The sequence below is a fragment of the Actinosynnema sp. NPDC059335 genome, from assembly GCF_042752395.1.
GTDB lineage: Bacteria > Actinomycetota > Actinomycetes > Mycobacteriales > Pseudonocardiaceae > Actinosynnema.
Genome location: NZ_JBHYXZ010000006.1, coordinates 18270 through 32565 on the forward strand (window position 1 = coordinate 18270; position 14296 = coordinate 32565).

A 14296-nucleotide genomic window follows, 5' to 3' on the forward strand; every position below is an offset into this window, starting at 1 on the left:
AAATATGGGGCGCCGTGTTTTTTTTTTAATACCATACGGTGGCACCCCCCCCACCCCCCCCGCCCCCCGGGCGCCCCCCCCGGGGGGGGGCGCCCCCCGGCCCCGGCGGTCACGACCTGACGAAGCTCGCGATGTCGGACAGCACGAGCGTGTCGGCCAGGAAGCCGAGGTGCGTCTGGCACAGCACGTAGTTGTTCGTCGCCCCGCTCAGCGGCGTGCTCGTGTAGGGCAGGATCACCCCGTCGCACGGCGAGTACCACGTCGCGTAACGCGTGCTGCCGGGCGTCTCGTCGCCGCTGCTGATCTGGGCGATGAACGACGAGCCGGGAAACATCTGCTGGCACGTGACGAAGACCAGGCACGCCCCGGCCGCCGTGGTGCCGTGGTTCGCACCCGCGATCGACGCGAGGTGGCTGACGCTGGTGTTGCCGCCCAGGACCTTCAGGTAGTACTGGCTGACCAGGCCGCCCATGGAGTGGTTGACGATCGCCACCTTCGACTGGCCGGTCTGCGACTTCACCCGCTCCACGAACGTGGCCAGGCCGCGGGCGTTGGCGACGTTGTCGCCGTAGGAGTTGTACTCGTAGGCGAACAACCGGCTGCTCGACCACCCGGCGGCGCGGAACACCGACTGGGCCGTGACCCAGTTCGACGCGCTGCCGGTGTAGCCGTGGACGAAGACGACTGGGGTGCTGGTCGCGGCGTTCGCCGCGGGGACGGGCGCGAGCAGGGCCAAACCGAGTGCCGCCAAGACTCCGATGACTCGACGCACGTGGTCACCTCCGGTGCAGGGGAAATCCTCTGCGGAGGAGCTTGACGCGTTATCGACCGCCCGACATCGGTGTAATCACTTGTCGAGCGAGAGCAGGAACGCCCGCCAAGCGCCCTTCCGGACATTCAGGGCGGGCCCGTCGGCGTTCTTCGAATCCCGAACGCCCACCGTCGCTTCGCGGAACCGCACTTCGACGCACGCATTGCTGCCGCCGGAACTGCGACTGCTCTTGACCCACCCCGTGTCGCGCGCGGTCACGTGCCCTCCTTGATCCGCTCGATCAGCAGCGCCCGGGTGTCCGCCCGGCTCAGCGCCAGTTCCCTGACCCGGTCGAAGATCCGCTGCATCGGCTCGACGTCCTCGGGTTGATCGTAGTAGGGCGCGGGACCGTGCAGGCTGGTCGCGAAGCTCACCGGTGTGGACTGGGCGAAGTCGAGGACCACCAAGCCGCCGCCCAACGCCGGGTTGTCCGCGGTGCCCGCCGGCACCACACCGATGTCGAGGTCGGGATAGCTCTCCAGGAGTTGGAGCAGGTGCAGAACCTGCCCGCGCATCACCGACCCGTCACCGATCACGTGGTCCAGCGAGTCCTCGGTGAAGACGATCTCGATCCGCTTCGGGGCACCGGTCTCGAACACCCGGCGCTGGTGGTCGAGGCGGAACGCGGTGCGCTCGGCGGTCTCCGTCTCCGAATCGGGCCAGTAGATCGAGTTGGACAACGCCATGATCGCCCGGACGTAGTCCTTGGACTGGACCAGGCCCGGAATCACCCCGCACTCGTACCAGCGGATCCCGGTGGCCGCAGCCTGCAACTCGGCCAAGCGCTGGAAGGGCTCCGGCAGGTTGTCGACATATCCCCGGCGTGGCGCTCGTCGCCTGGCAGCGGCACCGAGGGCGAGGATGGTCTCGCGCTCCCGGCCCTGCGCGCCGTAGAGGTCGAGGAGCTTGGTCAGCTCGTCGACGCCGAGCCCGCCCTTGCCGTTCTCGACCTGGCTGATCCTGCCCGCGGTGCGGCCGATCGCCGCGCCGGCCTCGCCCTGGGACCTCTTCGCCTGGGTGCGCAGCCGCGTGAGGGCAAGCCCCAGTTGGAGGCGCTCGATGGTCTGCCGCGCCAGCGCCATGTGTCCACTCCATCGGGTTATCGCTAACGGGCTATCGGAACCCTAATCTATAGGGGTTACTCGGGGTGTCCGGTGACATACAACCAGCTAGGAGGAGCGGTATGGCGCAGAGGGTGATCCGCAAGGACCGGGAGCGGCGGGAGTGGTTGCTCCGGTGCCAGGACGACCAGGGTGAAGCGGCCGTGTGCACGATCAACGTGAACAACGGCGTCCTGGAACTCCTCGGCCCTGGCGACGAGTTCTGCTTCCAGCTCGAAGACACCTCGATCGCGGACTTCCGGGCGGCCCTCGACGCGGCCATCGCCCGCGCCGAGGCGGACCTGACCGCGAACCCCGGTGCGGAGGTCCTGCCCCTGTCGCGGTGACGTCGTGCGCCGGGACGACGCGACAGCCGTGTGGGTGGTCGACCCGGCCGGGCCGTATGCGGCCGGGTCGGAACGGCGGGATCCACATGCTGGCCGTCGACACTGGAGCACCCGGCCGCGTTCGCCGAATCCCTTGTGGCACAGGCGGAAGAGTCGTGGAGCGCGCTGCCGGGAACGCCGGCGCGCCCGTTCCTGAAACGGTTGAGAAATCCGGTCATTTTGACGCGGCAATTTTTGCGTCACGTCATGAGAGCGCTCCCACCGTCACCCTGGTTCAGTCACTTGAACGTGTGGCGATCGACGCACCGGTCACCCCTTGCATTCCACCGACTAAAGCCCAGGTCACACCCGGATTTGTGGTGATCGGGTGCTGAATCGATTCCAGAATCGGTTTTGTGAGGCAGGCGACAGGTCGGATGTGCGTTACCCGGGATTAACCCGGCTAACCTCCGTCTATCCCTTAAACGGCACGCCCTCCACGGGGCGGGCGGAGCCATTCGCAGAGGACGTCCCACCGGGACAACGGCGTCCACCGTGGGCTGGCGCTCAGCTAGGAGACGAGACGAGATGACGGCAGTGACCATTCCCGGTCTCGACCAGGCACCCACCGACCACGCTCGCCTGCTGTCCTGGGTGCGTGAGGTCGCCGAGCTGACCTGCCCCGACGAAGTGGTGTGGGCGGACGGCTCGCAGGACGAGTGGAACCGGCTGACTGCCAAACTCGTGGACGCCGGCACCTTCGTTCCGCTGAAGAAGAAACCCAACTCGTTCTGGGCGGCCTCGGATCCGACCGACGTGGCGCGGGTCGAGGAGCGCACCTTCATCTGTTCGGTGGATCCGCAGGACGCGGGCCCGACGAACAACTGGATGGATCCCGCCGAGATGAAGGGGATCATGACCGAGCTGTACCGCGGGTGCATGCGCGGTCGGACGATGTACGTCATCCCCTTCTGCATGGGCCCGCTCGACGCCGAGAAGCCGATGCTGGGCGTGGAGATCACCGACTCCGAGTACGTCGTGGTCTCGATGCACATCATGACCCGCATGGGCACGAAGGCGTTGGCGCGATTCGGCGAGGACGCCGACTTCGTCCAGGCGTTGCACTCGATCGGCGCGCCGCTGGAGCCGGGCCAGGCCGACGTGCCGTGGCCGTGCAACGAGACGAAGTACATCACGCAGTTCCCCGAGGAGCGGATGATCTGGTCGTTCGGCTCCGGTTACGGCGGCAACGCGCTGCTCGGCAAGAAGTGCTACTCGCTGCGCATCGCCTCGGTGATGGCGCGCGACGAGGGCTGGCTCGCCGAGCACATGCTGATCCTCAAGCTCACCTCGCCCGAGCAGAAGGCCTACTACATCGCGGCCGCGTTCCCCAGCGCCTGCGGCAAGACCAACCTCGCCATGCTGGAGCCGACCATCCCCGGCTGGAAGGTCGAGACCCTGGGCGACGACATCGCGTGGATGCGGTTCGGCGACGACGGCCGGCTGTACGCGGTGAACCCGGAGAACGGCTTCTTCGGCGTCGCCCCCGGCACCGACTACCACACCAACCCCAACGCGATGCGCACCATCGAGAAGGGGAACTCGCTGTTCACCAACGTCGCGCTGACCGACGACGGCGACGTGTGGTGGGAGGGCATGGGCGAGCCGCCCGCGCACCTCACCTCGTGGAAGAAGCAGGACTGGACGCCCGACAGCGAGGAGCTGTCGTCGCACCCGAACTCCCGCTACTGCACGCCGATCGCCCAGTGCGACATCAAGGCCCCCGAGTGGGAGGACCCGAAGGGCGTGCCGATCTCGGCGATCTTCTTCGGCGGCCGGCGCGCCACCACGATCCCGCTGATCACCGAGTCGCGCGACTGGCAGCACGGCGTGTTCATGGGCGCGACGCTGTCCAGCGAGACGACCGCCGCGGCCGTCGGCAAGACCGGCGTCGTGCGCCGCGACCCGATGGCGATGCTGCCGTTCATCGGCTACCACGCCGGCGACTACTTCCAGCACTGGATCGACACCGGCAAGTCGGCCGACGCGGACAAGCTGCCCAAGATCTTCTACGTGAACTGGTTCCGCCGGGGCGAGGACAAGCGGTTCCTGTGGCCCGGGTTCGGCGAGAACTCGCGCGTGCTGAAGTGGGCCGTCGAGCGCATCGAGGGCAAAGCCGCCGCGGTGGAGACGCCGATCGGCCACGTCCCGACCGCGGCCGAGCTGGACCTGGAGGGCCTCGACGCGCCGCGCGAGGACGTCGAGGCGGCGCTCGCGTTCGACGCCGACGAGTGGCGGGCCGAGATCCCGATGATCGAGGAGTGGTTCGCCAAGATCGGCGACAAGGTGCCGACCTCGCTGCGCGACGAGCTGGAGGCGCTGAAGCTCCGCCTCGGCTGAGCCCGCACCCCCGAGACGTTCCCGGCGTGAGACCCGGTGGCCAACGGCGTCCACCGGGTCTCTTTTTGATCACCCACCGTGATTTCCGGTTCGTCCGGAGGTACCAAGGAGGAGTGACCCAGCGGGACGATTTCCTGGGCGGACTGCACTTCGACCGGGTGCCGGAGGCGGAGGGCGGGCCGAGCCCGGGAGTCGTGCGGCGCCACCCGGTCGGGCCGCCCGCCCGGCCGCGGGTGTCGGCGTGGTGGCACGTGGCCGGCTTCGTGCTCGGGGCGTTCGCCGCCTGCCTCGGGGCGCTCGCGTGGGGCTACGCGCTGGACCAGTTCGACGAGGTGCGGTGGCGCGGGCTGGTGGCATTGGGACTTGCGGGACTGCTGGTGGGCTTGGTGTCGCTGGGGAAGCTGTCCCCAGCCGCTCCACTGACGGTCGGGGTCGCCGCGTTGACGGGTTCGGTGCTGTTCGAACTGGGTACCCCTCCGTTCTTGCCCGTGTTCAGGCGCGTGTTCGAGGGTGGCGGCCCGATCTTGGTGGGCGTGTTGCTGGTGGTGCTGGCGTGGCGGCGGCGCTAGTTGTCCACAGGGTGTGGATGAAGCTGTGCACAGCCTGTGGGTCGGTGTGGATCAGCCGGGGAGCGGGTTCTTCCCCAGGCCCCACAGCCGCCCCGTGAACGGCCGGACCGCCTCGGCGTAGCAGACCGCCGACGTGTAGCCCTCGGACCACGCCTGGCTGCCGAACGCCCGCCACGACGCGAAGACGTCCTCGCGCGCCGCGCCGACGTAGTTCGTGACGGCTCGCGCGCAGTGCTCGGCTGCCTTGGCGTTCACCTGCTCCAGCGACGGCGCGGGCTCCCGGTGGTCACCGAGCGCCAACACCCCCGGCACGGCCTCCGCCTTGTGCGGCTGGTCGCAGGTGGTGATCCCCGCGTCCTTCGCCTCGCCCGGCGACGCCGTCGCGCACAGCTGCACGGTGCCGAACCCGGCCGCCTTGAGCAGGTCCTTGGCGGAGCCCTCGCGCCGCGCCCGGCTGCCGTCCGGCTTCAGCTCCACCACCGTGCACAGGCGCCAGCGGTCGCCCTTCGCCCAGCCGTCCCGGCTCGGCCACAGCGCGTGGGCCTGGAGGCGGGTGGCGTCGTGGTCGGCGCTGCCGAGGTACGCGGTGAGCGCGGCCCGGCACGCGGGCAGCACGGCCCGGCGCAGGTCGCGGTCGTTCGGGTACGCCTCGCCCAACCCGTCCAGCCGGCCGACCTCGGTCACCTCGGCCTCGTGCGCCGCGGCGCAGTCCAGGACCTCCAGACCGGTGTCGGTGCACTGGCCGACCTTGGGCAACTGGTCCACCGCCGGGGTGAGGGAGGGCCGGACGACCTCGGCGTCGGGCATCCCGGCGACCGGGGCCGTGCAGGCGGCCAGCGACACCACGGCCAGTACCGCCCCCACCGCCCGCCAGCCCTTCACGGCGGCCAGGTTACTGACCCCGACGCATCCCCCTCCCGCCGCTCGTGGGACGTACGGCTCATTTCTCCCAATCGCGCACACGCTGGGCAACCGCCTTGCCACCATGAGTGCCGCTCCACGGCGGACCTCGCCGCCGGGGTTCGAGGGGATGCCGTCGGAGGTCTCGCGTGTCGGCCGAGTTCGACCAGCTCGTCGCCCAGTTCGACCAGTTCCAGGCCAGGCTGCACCGGGTCGACCGGCAGGTCGACGGGATCGGGCGGATGCAGCAGGAACTCGCCACGATGGAGGCGGTGGCCACGTCGCCCGACGGCGCGGTGACCGTCGTCGCCGGCCCGTCCGGATCGATCAAGGACATCCGGCTGACCGACCAGGCCGTGCGCCGACCGCCGCACGCGCTGGCCGCCGCCCTCATGGGCACGCTGCGCCAGGCCGTCGCCGAGGCCGCGCGCCGCCAGGCGGGGATCGTGGAGCACGCGCTCGGCGACGACCTGCACCTCACCGACCAGGTGCTGGAGACCCAGGCCCAGCTGTTCGGCGTCACACCGCAGGAACTGCGCGCCATGACCGAGCAGTCCGACCGGAACCCTCCGCCACCCGCCCCGCCGTCGATGACCCCGCCGCCACCGACGCCGCCGCGACCGATGGCTCCGCCTCCCACCCCGAACCGCGTGCCGCCGCCCCCGCCGCCCCGCCCGGCACCGCCGCGCCGGCCCGAACCGGCCGAGGAGCCCGACGACTTCTCGCAGCGCCGCTTCCTCCGCGACGACGACCGCCCCGCCCCACCGCCGTCCGGTCCGACGCGGAACCAGGACGGCCGCTTCCTGAACCTCTTCGACGACGAGGACCGGTGATCGCCCCATGAGCGGCGGATTCGACGTCAATCCCGGCCAGTTGCGGGACTTCGCGACCAAGCTGGGCGGCCACCGCGCCACGGCGGCCGAGATCGCGGGCCTGGTGGCCAAGGCCGACGTGTCCGACAAGTCGTGGGGAGTCGTGGGCCTGTTCGTGAAGGACAAGTACACGGAGATGCTCGCCGACCTCAACGACGTGTTCCAAGCCCTCCAGGACGGCCTCCAGTCGGGCGCGGACAAGTTCAACGGTGCGGCCGAGGACTACGAGGAACAGGAAGAAGCGGTCAAGCAGCTGCTCAACGGCCTTCAGGTCGAGCTGGACGGCAAGTAGGGGCATCGGGGGGATTCGAAGCAATGGCCGAAGTGAAGACCGAGGCCGGCGGGGTGTCGATCACCGTCGGCGAGAAGGACACCAGCCAGAAGATGGCGGAAGCCGCCCCCTTCTACGGCAACTACCTCAAGACGAAGGACGCTTGGGGCAAGGCCACCGAGAACGGTGGCGCGGAGATCACCGGGCTGGCCTCCGAAGGCATGGGGTTGATCGGGTCGCTCGGCACGTCCGCGTACGGCATCGCCACCGACCCGATCGGTTGGCTGGTCGGGCAAGGGTTGAACTTCCTGATCAGCGTGGTGCAGCCGCTGGAGGACGCGATCCACTTCGTCAGCGGCGACGGTCCCGCGCTGGCCCAGGCGGCGGAGAACTTCAACGCCATCGGCAAGGGCGTGGCCCAGCTGCGGCAGAAGTTCGACGACGACCTGGCGAAGTCGGTGCAGAACTGGGGAGGCAAGGCGGCGGACGCGGCCGGCACGAAGCTGGGCGAGTTCGCCAACGGCATCGACGGCGTGGCCGGTCAGGCCGGTGAGCTGGCGCAGCTGCTCCAGATCTCCAGCATGATCATGACGATCGTCGAGGACTTCATCAAGGCGATCCTCACCGAGCTGATCACCTGGCTGATCATGATCTGGATCCCCGCCCTGGCCGCCGCTGTGCCCAGTTTCGGCGCGTCGACCGCCGCCGCGGGGGCCGCGACCGGTGTGCGGGTCGCCACCACCGGCAGCCGGGTCGCGCGGATCGTGGCGAGGCTCAAGCAGTTCCTGACCAAGATCCTCGACTTCTTGCGCAACCTGGCCAAGCGGGCCGGGAACGTGAAGGCCGCCTTCCAGCGCTCCATGGCCAACAAGCAGGCCAAGAGCTTCGAGGCGAACGGCATCACCGACAAGTCGATGCTGGACAAGTTGTGGGCCAAGGACGGCATGCTCGGCCAACGGCTTCAGACCGGGTTCGGAAAGTCCATGAAGACCGCGCTCAGTGATGCGACGGCATCGCAGCTCGGGATCGGCACCGGCGCGAACGCCGGTGTCGACAAGCCCTTGCGGAACGAGGCCGCCCGGCAGAAGGCGGACCAGTACGACGGCACCGGTACCGACCAGTCCAAGCAGCAGACCGAGGGGTACCTGGACATCTGATCATGGACGACATCTACTGGGAGTTCGCTCCGCTCTTCTTGATCGCCGCTGCCCTGTTCGGCCTGGGGTACTGGTGGAACCGGCGCAGCAACCGGAAGGAAGAGCGCGGGCACGGCGAGGCGCTGGCGGCGTTCGCCGGCAGCCTCGGCGGTCGGGTGGTCGGTCCTGCCGAAGCCGTCGCGTGGTCGAGCCAACTCCTGCCACCGATGAAGAGCCACACCGAAGGCTTCGTCGGCCGGGTGGGTACGGTGCGACCTCCCCGCTTCGACACCGCGCTGGACTTCCGGCGGGGTCGCTGGTCGGTGCGGGTCAGCGAGGCATCGATGGAGAAGGCCAACTCGAGCAGCTCGGCCACGATCCACGAGTACCGGATCGAAGTGGCCACCTCGACCCTGGTGCCGATGAAGATCAGTCGGCGGATCCACGTGGGCTTGCACGGCCGGAAGCTGGCACCGGACCACATCCTCGCCCAGGGCGGCACACCGGTCCGCGAAGCGCCGGTGACGGTGGCGCGGGAGCAGCGGCAGTGGCTCCAAGCCCGGTTGCCCGAATCGCTGGACCGTGACTTCGTCCTGTTCACGACCGACCCGATCGCCGCGGCACGGGCGTTCAACCCGCAGGTCGTCGAGTGGCTGCTCGGGCAGGCGGGCGACCACCCCGTCACCGCCGCGATGCCCCTGATGCTGACGTTCGAGGCAGGGCTCGTCTACACCACCACGCCGCAACGGATCGACCCCGACCGGATCCTGGCAAGGGTCGACGCGATGCTCGGGTTGCTCGACCGGATGGGGGTGACGCCCGGTTCCCCGCCACGCTGACTTCGCCGGCCTCAACCGGGGCGAGGATCGTTCAACAATCCTTCAATACTTCATTCCTGTCGCAGGTCGTAGACTCCTGCACCATGACCACGGGCCAGGCGGACGGCTGGCTGGCCGCCCTCGCGAAGGAACGCGGCGACCTCGACCGCTCCAGCACCGCCGAGCGCGTGGCGGACAAGCTGCGCGCCGGCGTGCTCGAAGGCGACATCGCACCCGGCCGGCAGCTCAACGAGAAGGCCCTCGGCGACGCCCTCCGGATCTCGCGCAACACCCTGCGCGAGGCGTTCCGCCTGCTCACCCACGAGCGGCTGCTGGTGCACGAGTACAGCAAGGGCGTGTTCGTCCGCCGCCCGGACGTGGCCGACATCGTGGACATCTACGCCGCCCGCCGGGTCATCGAGTGCGGCGCGGTCCGGCGGTGGCCGCACGCCGCCGACGCGGCGAAGCAGGCCGTCCGCGACGCCGTCGCCCTCGGCCTGGCCTGCCGCGAGCGCGGCGACTGGACCGGCGTGGGCACCGCGAACGTCAGGTTCCACCAGGCCCTCACCGCGCTGGCCGGCAGCGCCCGCCTGGACGAGGAGATGGCGCGGCTGCTCGCCGAGGTGCGGCTGGCGTTCCACGTGATGGGCGACCCCGAGGAGTTCCACCGCGACTACCTGCCGCTGAACGAGGCGATCGTGACGCGTCTGGACGCGGGCGAGGTTCGGCAGGCCGAAGAGTCCTTGCTGACCTATTTCGACCGCGCGGAGGACCACTTGGTCACCGGCCTGCGGGCGAAGGGGTAATTGGTCACGATCCAGCTACGTCATGCGTCGGTAACCCACCTGACATGGTGACGGCTGTCCAACCTCCGGCCTAACATGCGCGACACCGCGTTACCAGGCCGCCGTACGGAGGGGCACATGTCGTCTGCTCGAAAATCGAGCCTCCGCTGGAGCAACTGGAACCTGCTGCTGCTGGTTCCGCTCTTCATGCTCGTCACGCCCTGGTTCAACTCCGATGAGCCGAGGGTGCTGGGGCTGCCGTTCTTCTACTGGTACCAGTTCGCGTGGGTGCCGGTCGGCGTGCTCAGCGTGGGCCTGGTGTACGTGAAGACCAAGGACCAACCCGTCGTCAAGGGCAAGCCGGACCTGCTCGGCGTGGACGACCTGGACGAGGGGGCCAAGTAATGCAGTGGACCGAGTTGGTGGTGTTCAGCGCGCTGTTCCTGCTGGTCACCGTGCTGGGTTTCGTCGCGGCGAAGTGGAAGGCCGGCAGCACCCTCGACCACTTGGACGAGTGGGGCCTGGGCGGCCGGAAGTTCGGCTCCTGGATCACCTGGTTCCTGGTCGGCGGTGACCTCTACACCGCCTACACGTTCGTGGCCGTGCCCGCGCTGGTGTTCGGCGCCGGCGCGCTGGGCTTCTACGCGCTGCCTTACACGGTCGTGTTGTACCCGATCGTGTTCCTGCCGCTGGTCCGCATGTGGTCGGTGTCCCGCGTGCACGGGTACGTGACGCCGGCGGACTTCGTCCGCGGCCGCTACGGCTCCCACTGGCTGGCCCTGATCATCGCCATCACCGGCATCGTCGCCACCATGCCGTACATCGCGTTGCAGCTCGTCGGCCTGGAGGCCGTGCTGCGCACGATGGGCCTCAACGGCTCCGGCATCCTCGGCCACCTGCCGCTGTTCATCGCGTTCGTGATCCTGGCGCTCTACACCTACCAGTCGGGCCTGCGCGCGCCCGCGCTGATCGCGTTCGTCAAGGACACGCTGATCTACATCGTGATCCTGGTCGCGGTGATCTACCTGCCGTCGAAGTTCGGCGGCTGGGGCGCGATCTTCGACAGCGCGCAGGCGAAGTTCGCGGCCACCGAGAACAAGGCCGACGGCATCCTCCTGACCGGCAACAACCAGCTCCAGTACGCCACCCTGGCGCTGGGCTCGGCGCTGGCGCTGTTCCTGTACCCGCACTCGCTGACCGGCATCCTCGCCTCGCGCGGCCGGAACGTGATCAAGCGGAACATGGTCGCGCTGCCCGCGTACTCGCTGCTGCTCGGCCTGCTGGCCATGCTGGGCTTCGTCGCCATCAGCGCGGGGGCCAAGCCGATCACCAACCAGGCCACCGGCCGCCCCGACACCAACACGATCATCCCGGTGCTGTTCGGCCAGGAGTTCCCGAGCTGGTTCGCGGGCGTGGCGTTCGCGGCCATCGCGATCGGCGCGCTGGTGCCCGCGGCGATCATGTCGATCGCGGCGGCGAACCTGTGGACGCGCAACATCTACAAGGAGTACCTGAAGAAGGACGCCACGCCCGCCCAGGAGGCGAAGCAGGCCAAGCTGGCGTCGCTGGTGGTCAAGTTCGGCGCGGTCGCGTTCATCGTGTTCATCGACCCGCAGTTCTCGATCGACCTCCAGCTCATCGGCGGCGTGATGATCCTGCAGACGCTGCCCGCCGTGGCGATCGCGCTCTACACGCGGTGGTTCCACCTGTGGGGCCTCATCGCGGGCTGGGTCGTCGGCATGGGCTACGGCATGTGGCTGCTCTACAACATCGGCAACCCGGCCATCGGCAAGGCGCACTTCGCCGGGTCCGCGCTGCCGCTGGACAAGCTGTCGCTGTTCGGCTGGCACCCGTTCGCGGGCTCCGCGGTGCAGATCTACGTGGGCGCGGTCGCGGTCGTGGCGAACCTGCTGGTCGCCGTCATCGTGACGCTGATCGCGAAGCGGGCCCGGGTGTTCAACGGCACCGACGAGACGCAGGCCGACGACTACCGCGTCCCGGCGCACCCCCCCGGGCCCACCCCGCTCGCGGCCGGGCACTCGCCGCCCCGCCGCGTACCCCCCCCGACCCCCCCGCCCCCCCCCCGGCCGGGACTCGCGTCGTTCCGGCCCACGCGCGCAGGCGAGGTCACCGCTTCAGCATCCGGGTCAGGCCGGCCGCGACCGTGGTCGCGAGCACCCACCCCATCACGATGAGCCCGGACGCGATCCACTGCGCCTCGTCCGGCGTGTTCCACCGGTTCTTGTTGCCGAAGTCGACGATCGGCACGACCAGGTCGATGGTGAACAGCCACGGGTTCCACGACAGGTGGTCGTCCTGGTTGATCTCCTCCAGCCTCGGCCCGGTCGCGAAGTAGACGCTGCCCAGCAGCCACGTCACCACCAGCCACGCCAACGCGCGCGCCGGGCGGTAGCCGTAGCCCACCATCGCGCGTTGCAGCCAGCTCCACAGCAGCACCGGCGACCGCAGCCACCGCCTGCCCTCCGCGACCGCCCGGTACCGCAGCCGCTGCTTCTCCACCAGCACGGTGGCCGCGTGCTCGTCGTTGCCGCCCGCCCGCAGCATCTCGGCGAACTGGTCGTACGGGCCCGGCCGGTACGTGCGCCGCATCGCCTGCCGCAGCCAGCGCAGCCGCCGCTCGACCTCGGCGTCGTCCCGCAGGTCGATCGGGTGCCGCAGCGAGTCGTAGCGGAACTCCTCCAGGTCGATCCGCCCGGTCGCGGCCCAGAAGTGCTCGTTGTCGTCCAGCACGGTGCACCGCACCTGCCGCAGCGTCACGTCGCCGCGCGGCGGGCTGATCGGGGTCAGCTCCAGCTCCGGCACCTGCAGGCCGAGCAGGTTCAACGGGTGGGCGTCCAGCTTGTCGCCGAGCACCGCGCCCGCGAACGTGGCGATCCGGCCCACCTGCGCCCGCCGCGCCCGCACGCCGCCGTGCGCGACGAACTCCTTCGCGCCGCGGGCGCAGATCAGGTCGCGCCCGACGACCGCGCCGCCGACGTCCAGCGACGGCTTGCCCGCGGGCTGGTGCCGGTACCGGCCGGGTCGGGTGATGCGGCTGCCGCGCAGGTCCAGGTTCGCGCCCACCTGCACGCCCCGCAGCTCCAGCCCGCCGGTCACCTCCACCTCGCGGGCGGCGAAGTTGCTGCCGATGCGCGACCGGTTGCCCAGCACGGCGTCCGCCCGCGGGTTCTCCAGCGTGGACCCGTCGAGGATGAGGCTGCCCCTGGCCTGGAGGTCGACCATGCGGAACTGGCCGCGCACGGTCGCCTGGCGGCCGATGATGTCGCCGCCGACGGTCGTGCCGTCCAGGTGCAGGGCCCGCCCGTACCCGGTCGGCTCGGCGGTGTCGGTGGCCAGCGCGCGGCCGTAGCCGGTGGGCTCGCCGTCGGTCCCGCCCAGCGCGTCGAACGAGCCGCCGGACAGCGACAGCGTGCCGCCGAGCGCGGCGTTGACCATGCGCACCGCGCCCGCGCTGGTGAAGCCCCGGTCGAGCTGCACGTCGCCGTCCACCGTGATGCGGTCGAACACGAGCGTGGCGTTCGGGTCGGAGTGCGGGTCCAGCGCGTCGTCGTCCGCGCGCCCGTCGGCTGCGGTCGCGCCGCGCAGCGTCAACGCCGACTCGACCCGCGCGCCCGCCAGCAGCACGGTGCCGTGCAGCGTGCAGCCGTTCATCAGGAAGTTGCCGCCGACGTGCAGCCCGGTGCCGTTGACCGAGTGGCCGCGCGGGTTCGCCAGCAGGCCGCCGCTGAAGTTGCAGTACCCGCCGACGTGCGCGCCGGCCATCCGCAGCTCGCCGGACACCCGCACCCGCTGCGCCAGCAACCCGCCCGCCAGCTTCATCCGGTCGGCGTGGAACGCGATCCCGTCCGGCGCCCGCAGCACGCTGTCGCGCAACGACAGGGACCCGGCCACGTCCGCGTCGACCAGGTCCACCAGGCCCTCGACCGTGCTGCCCGCCAGCGACACCTCGTTGGCGCAGCTCAGGTTGCGCGCCGACAGGCCGGGCAGCCGGCAGTCGGCGAACTCGATCCCGGCGAGCTTGCCCTGCCGCAGGTCCGGCGGCTCCTCGAACCGGCAGCGCACGAACTCCAGCAGGTAGGGGAACTCCACCGCCCGCAGGTCGAGCACCCCGGTCAGGAACCGGTCCGCCACCCGCACCACCGGCGGCATGCCGGCCCGCCGCCTCGGTAACCGCCAGGTCCCGTCCGCCTCGCCCACGCCGCGCAGCACCTCGGCCGCGGCCATCCGGGCGGAGCGCGGCGGGCTGGGGTCGAACACGTCCAGCCCCCGCGCCCCCGCATCGCTCAT

15 protein-coding genes are annotated in these 14296 nt (G+C 70.1%); 10 read left to right on the plus strand and 5 right to left on the minus strand.

The annotated features are described in order from the left end of the window. Window positions 1-109 precede the first annotated feature (109 nt). The 3 genes from ACFXGA_RS03105 to ACFXGA_RS03115 all read right to left on the minus strand — a co-directional run bounded on the left by ACFXGA_RS03105 (window position 110) and on the right by ACFXGA_RS03115 (window position 1893). Window positions 110-772, minus strand: coding sequence for an esterase/lipase family protein (locus ACFXGA_RS03105; protein ID WP_378083848.1), 663 nt, complete (start codon window positions 770-772; stop codon window positions 110-112). A 75-nt stretch (window positions 773-847) separates the two neighbouring features. Then, a complete protein-coding gene (locus ACFXGA_RS03110) occupies window positions 848-1030 on the minus strand; it encodes a DUF397 domain-containing protein (RefSeq protein WP_378083850.1) in 183 nt (60 codons plus the stop codon). Then, window positions 1027-1893, minus strand: a complete 867-nt coding sequence (locus tag ACFXGA_RS03115) for a helix-turn-helix domain-containing protein (protein WP_378083851.1) — start codon at window positions 1891-1893, stop codon at window positions 1027-1029. Before ACFXGA_RS03115 ends, ACFXGA_RS03110 begins: the two co-directional genes overlap by 4 nt. A gap of 101 nt (window positions 1894-1994) precedes the next feature. Between ACFXGA_RS03115 and ACFXGA_RS03120 the strand changes: the two genes are divergently transcribed. The 3 genes from ACFXGA_RS03120 (at window position 1995) to ACFXGA_RS03130 (ending at window position 5206) form a co-directional block, all read left to right on the plus strand. Further along, window positions 1995-2258 (plus strand): hypothetical protein, encoded by a 264-nt coding sequence (locus tag ACFXGA_RS03120; RefSeq protein WP_378083852.1) that lies wholly within the window; start codon window positions 1995-1997, stop codon window positions 2256-2258. 567 nt (window positions 2259-2825) lie between these two features. Then, a complete protein-coding gene (locus tag ACFXGA_RS03125; RefSeq protein ID WP_378083855.1) occupies window positions 2826-4637 on the plus strand; it encodes a phosphoenolpyruvate carboxykinase (GTP) in 1812 nt (603 codons plus the stop codon). 113 nt (window positions 4638-4750) lie between these two features. Next, window positions 4751-5206 carry a hypothetical protein gene (locus ACFXGA_RS03130; RefSeq protein ID WP_378083858.1) on the plus strand — a complete coding sequence of 152 codons (456 nt, stop codon included), beginning with the start codon at window positions 4751-4753 and terminating at the stop codon, window positions 5204-5206. A 51-nt stretch (window positions 5207-5257) separates the two neighbouring features. Here ACFXGA_RS03130 and ACFXGA_RS03135 read toward each other — a convergent pair whose 3' ends face one another. Further along, window positions 5258-6088 carry a septum formation family protein gene (locus ACFXGA_RS03135; protein ID WP_378083860.1) on the minus strand — a complete coding sequence of 277 codons (831 nt, stop codon included), beginning with the start codon at window positions 6086-6088 and terminating at the stop codon, window positions 5258-5260. Between the two features lie 167 nt (window positions 6089-6255). Here ACFXGA_RS03135 and ACFXGA_RS03140 point away from each other — a divergent pair, with 167 nt between their 5' ends. The 7 genes from ACFXGA_RS03140 (at window position 6256) to mctP (ending at window position 12183) form a co-directional block, all read left to right on the plus strand. Beyond that, window positions 6256-6939, plus strand: a complete 684-nt coding sequence (locus ACFXGA_RS03140; protein WP_378083862.1) for a YbaB/EbfC family nucleoid-associated protein — start codon at window positions 6256-6258, stop codon at window positions 6937-6939. Window positions 6940-6946: 7 nt separating this feature from the next. Next, window positions 6947-7270 carry a WXG100 family type VII secretion target gene (locus ACFXGA_RS03145; RefSeq protein ID WP_378083864.1) on the plus strand — a complete coding sequence of 108 codons (324 nt, stop codon included), beginning with the start codon at window positions 6947-6949 and terminating at the stop codon, window positions 7268-7270. Window positions 7271-7293: 23 nt separating this feature from the next. After that, window positions 7294-8406 (plus strand): hypothetical protein, encoded by a 1113-nt coding sequence (locus ACFXGA_RS03150; RefSeq protein WP_378083867.1) that lies wholly within the window; start codon window positions 7294-7296, stop codon window positions 8404-8406. A gap of 2 nt (window positions 8407-8408) precedes the next feature. Next, the gene (locus ACFXGA_RS03155; RefSeq protein ID WP_378083869.1) at window positions 8409-9224 is read left to right on the plus strand and encodes a hypothetical protein; all 816 of its coding nucleotides are present in this window, start codon (window positions 8409-8411) and stop codon (window positions 9222-9224) included. 83 nt (window positions 9225-9307) lie between these two features. Further along, window positions 9308-10009, plus strand: a complete 702-nt coding sequence (locus ACFXGA_RS03160) for a GntR family transcriptional regulator (protein ID WP_378083872.1) — start codon at window positions 9308-9310, stop codon at window positions 10007-10009. Window positions 10010-10126: 117 nt separating this feature from the next. Further along, entirely contained in the window at window positions 10127-10393 is a 267-nt protein-coding gene (locus ACFXGA_RS03165) for a DUF3311 domain-containing protein (RefSeq protein WP_378083874.1), read from the plus strand. Further along, window positions 10393-12183 (plus strand): monocarboxylate uptake permease MctP, encoded by a 1791-nt coding sequence (gene mctP, locus ACFXGA_RS03170; RefSeq protein ID WP_378083877.1) that lies wholly within the window; start codon window positions 10393-10395, stop codon window positions 12181-12183. Before ACFXGA_RS03165 ends, mctP begins: the two co-directional genes overlap by 1 nt. On the opposite strand, the gene ACFXGA_RS03175 is transcribed toward mctP, so the two are convergent. After that, the gene (locus tag ACFXGA_RS03175) at window positions 12116-14296 is read right to left on the minus strand and encodes a hypothetical protein (protein ID WP_378083878.1); all 2181 of its coding nucleotides are present in this window, start codon (window positions 14294-14296) and stop codon (window positions 12116-12118) included. The genes mctP and ACFXGA_RS03175 overlap by 68 nt on opposite strands.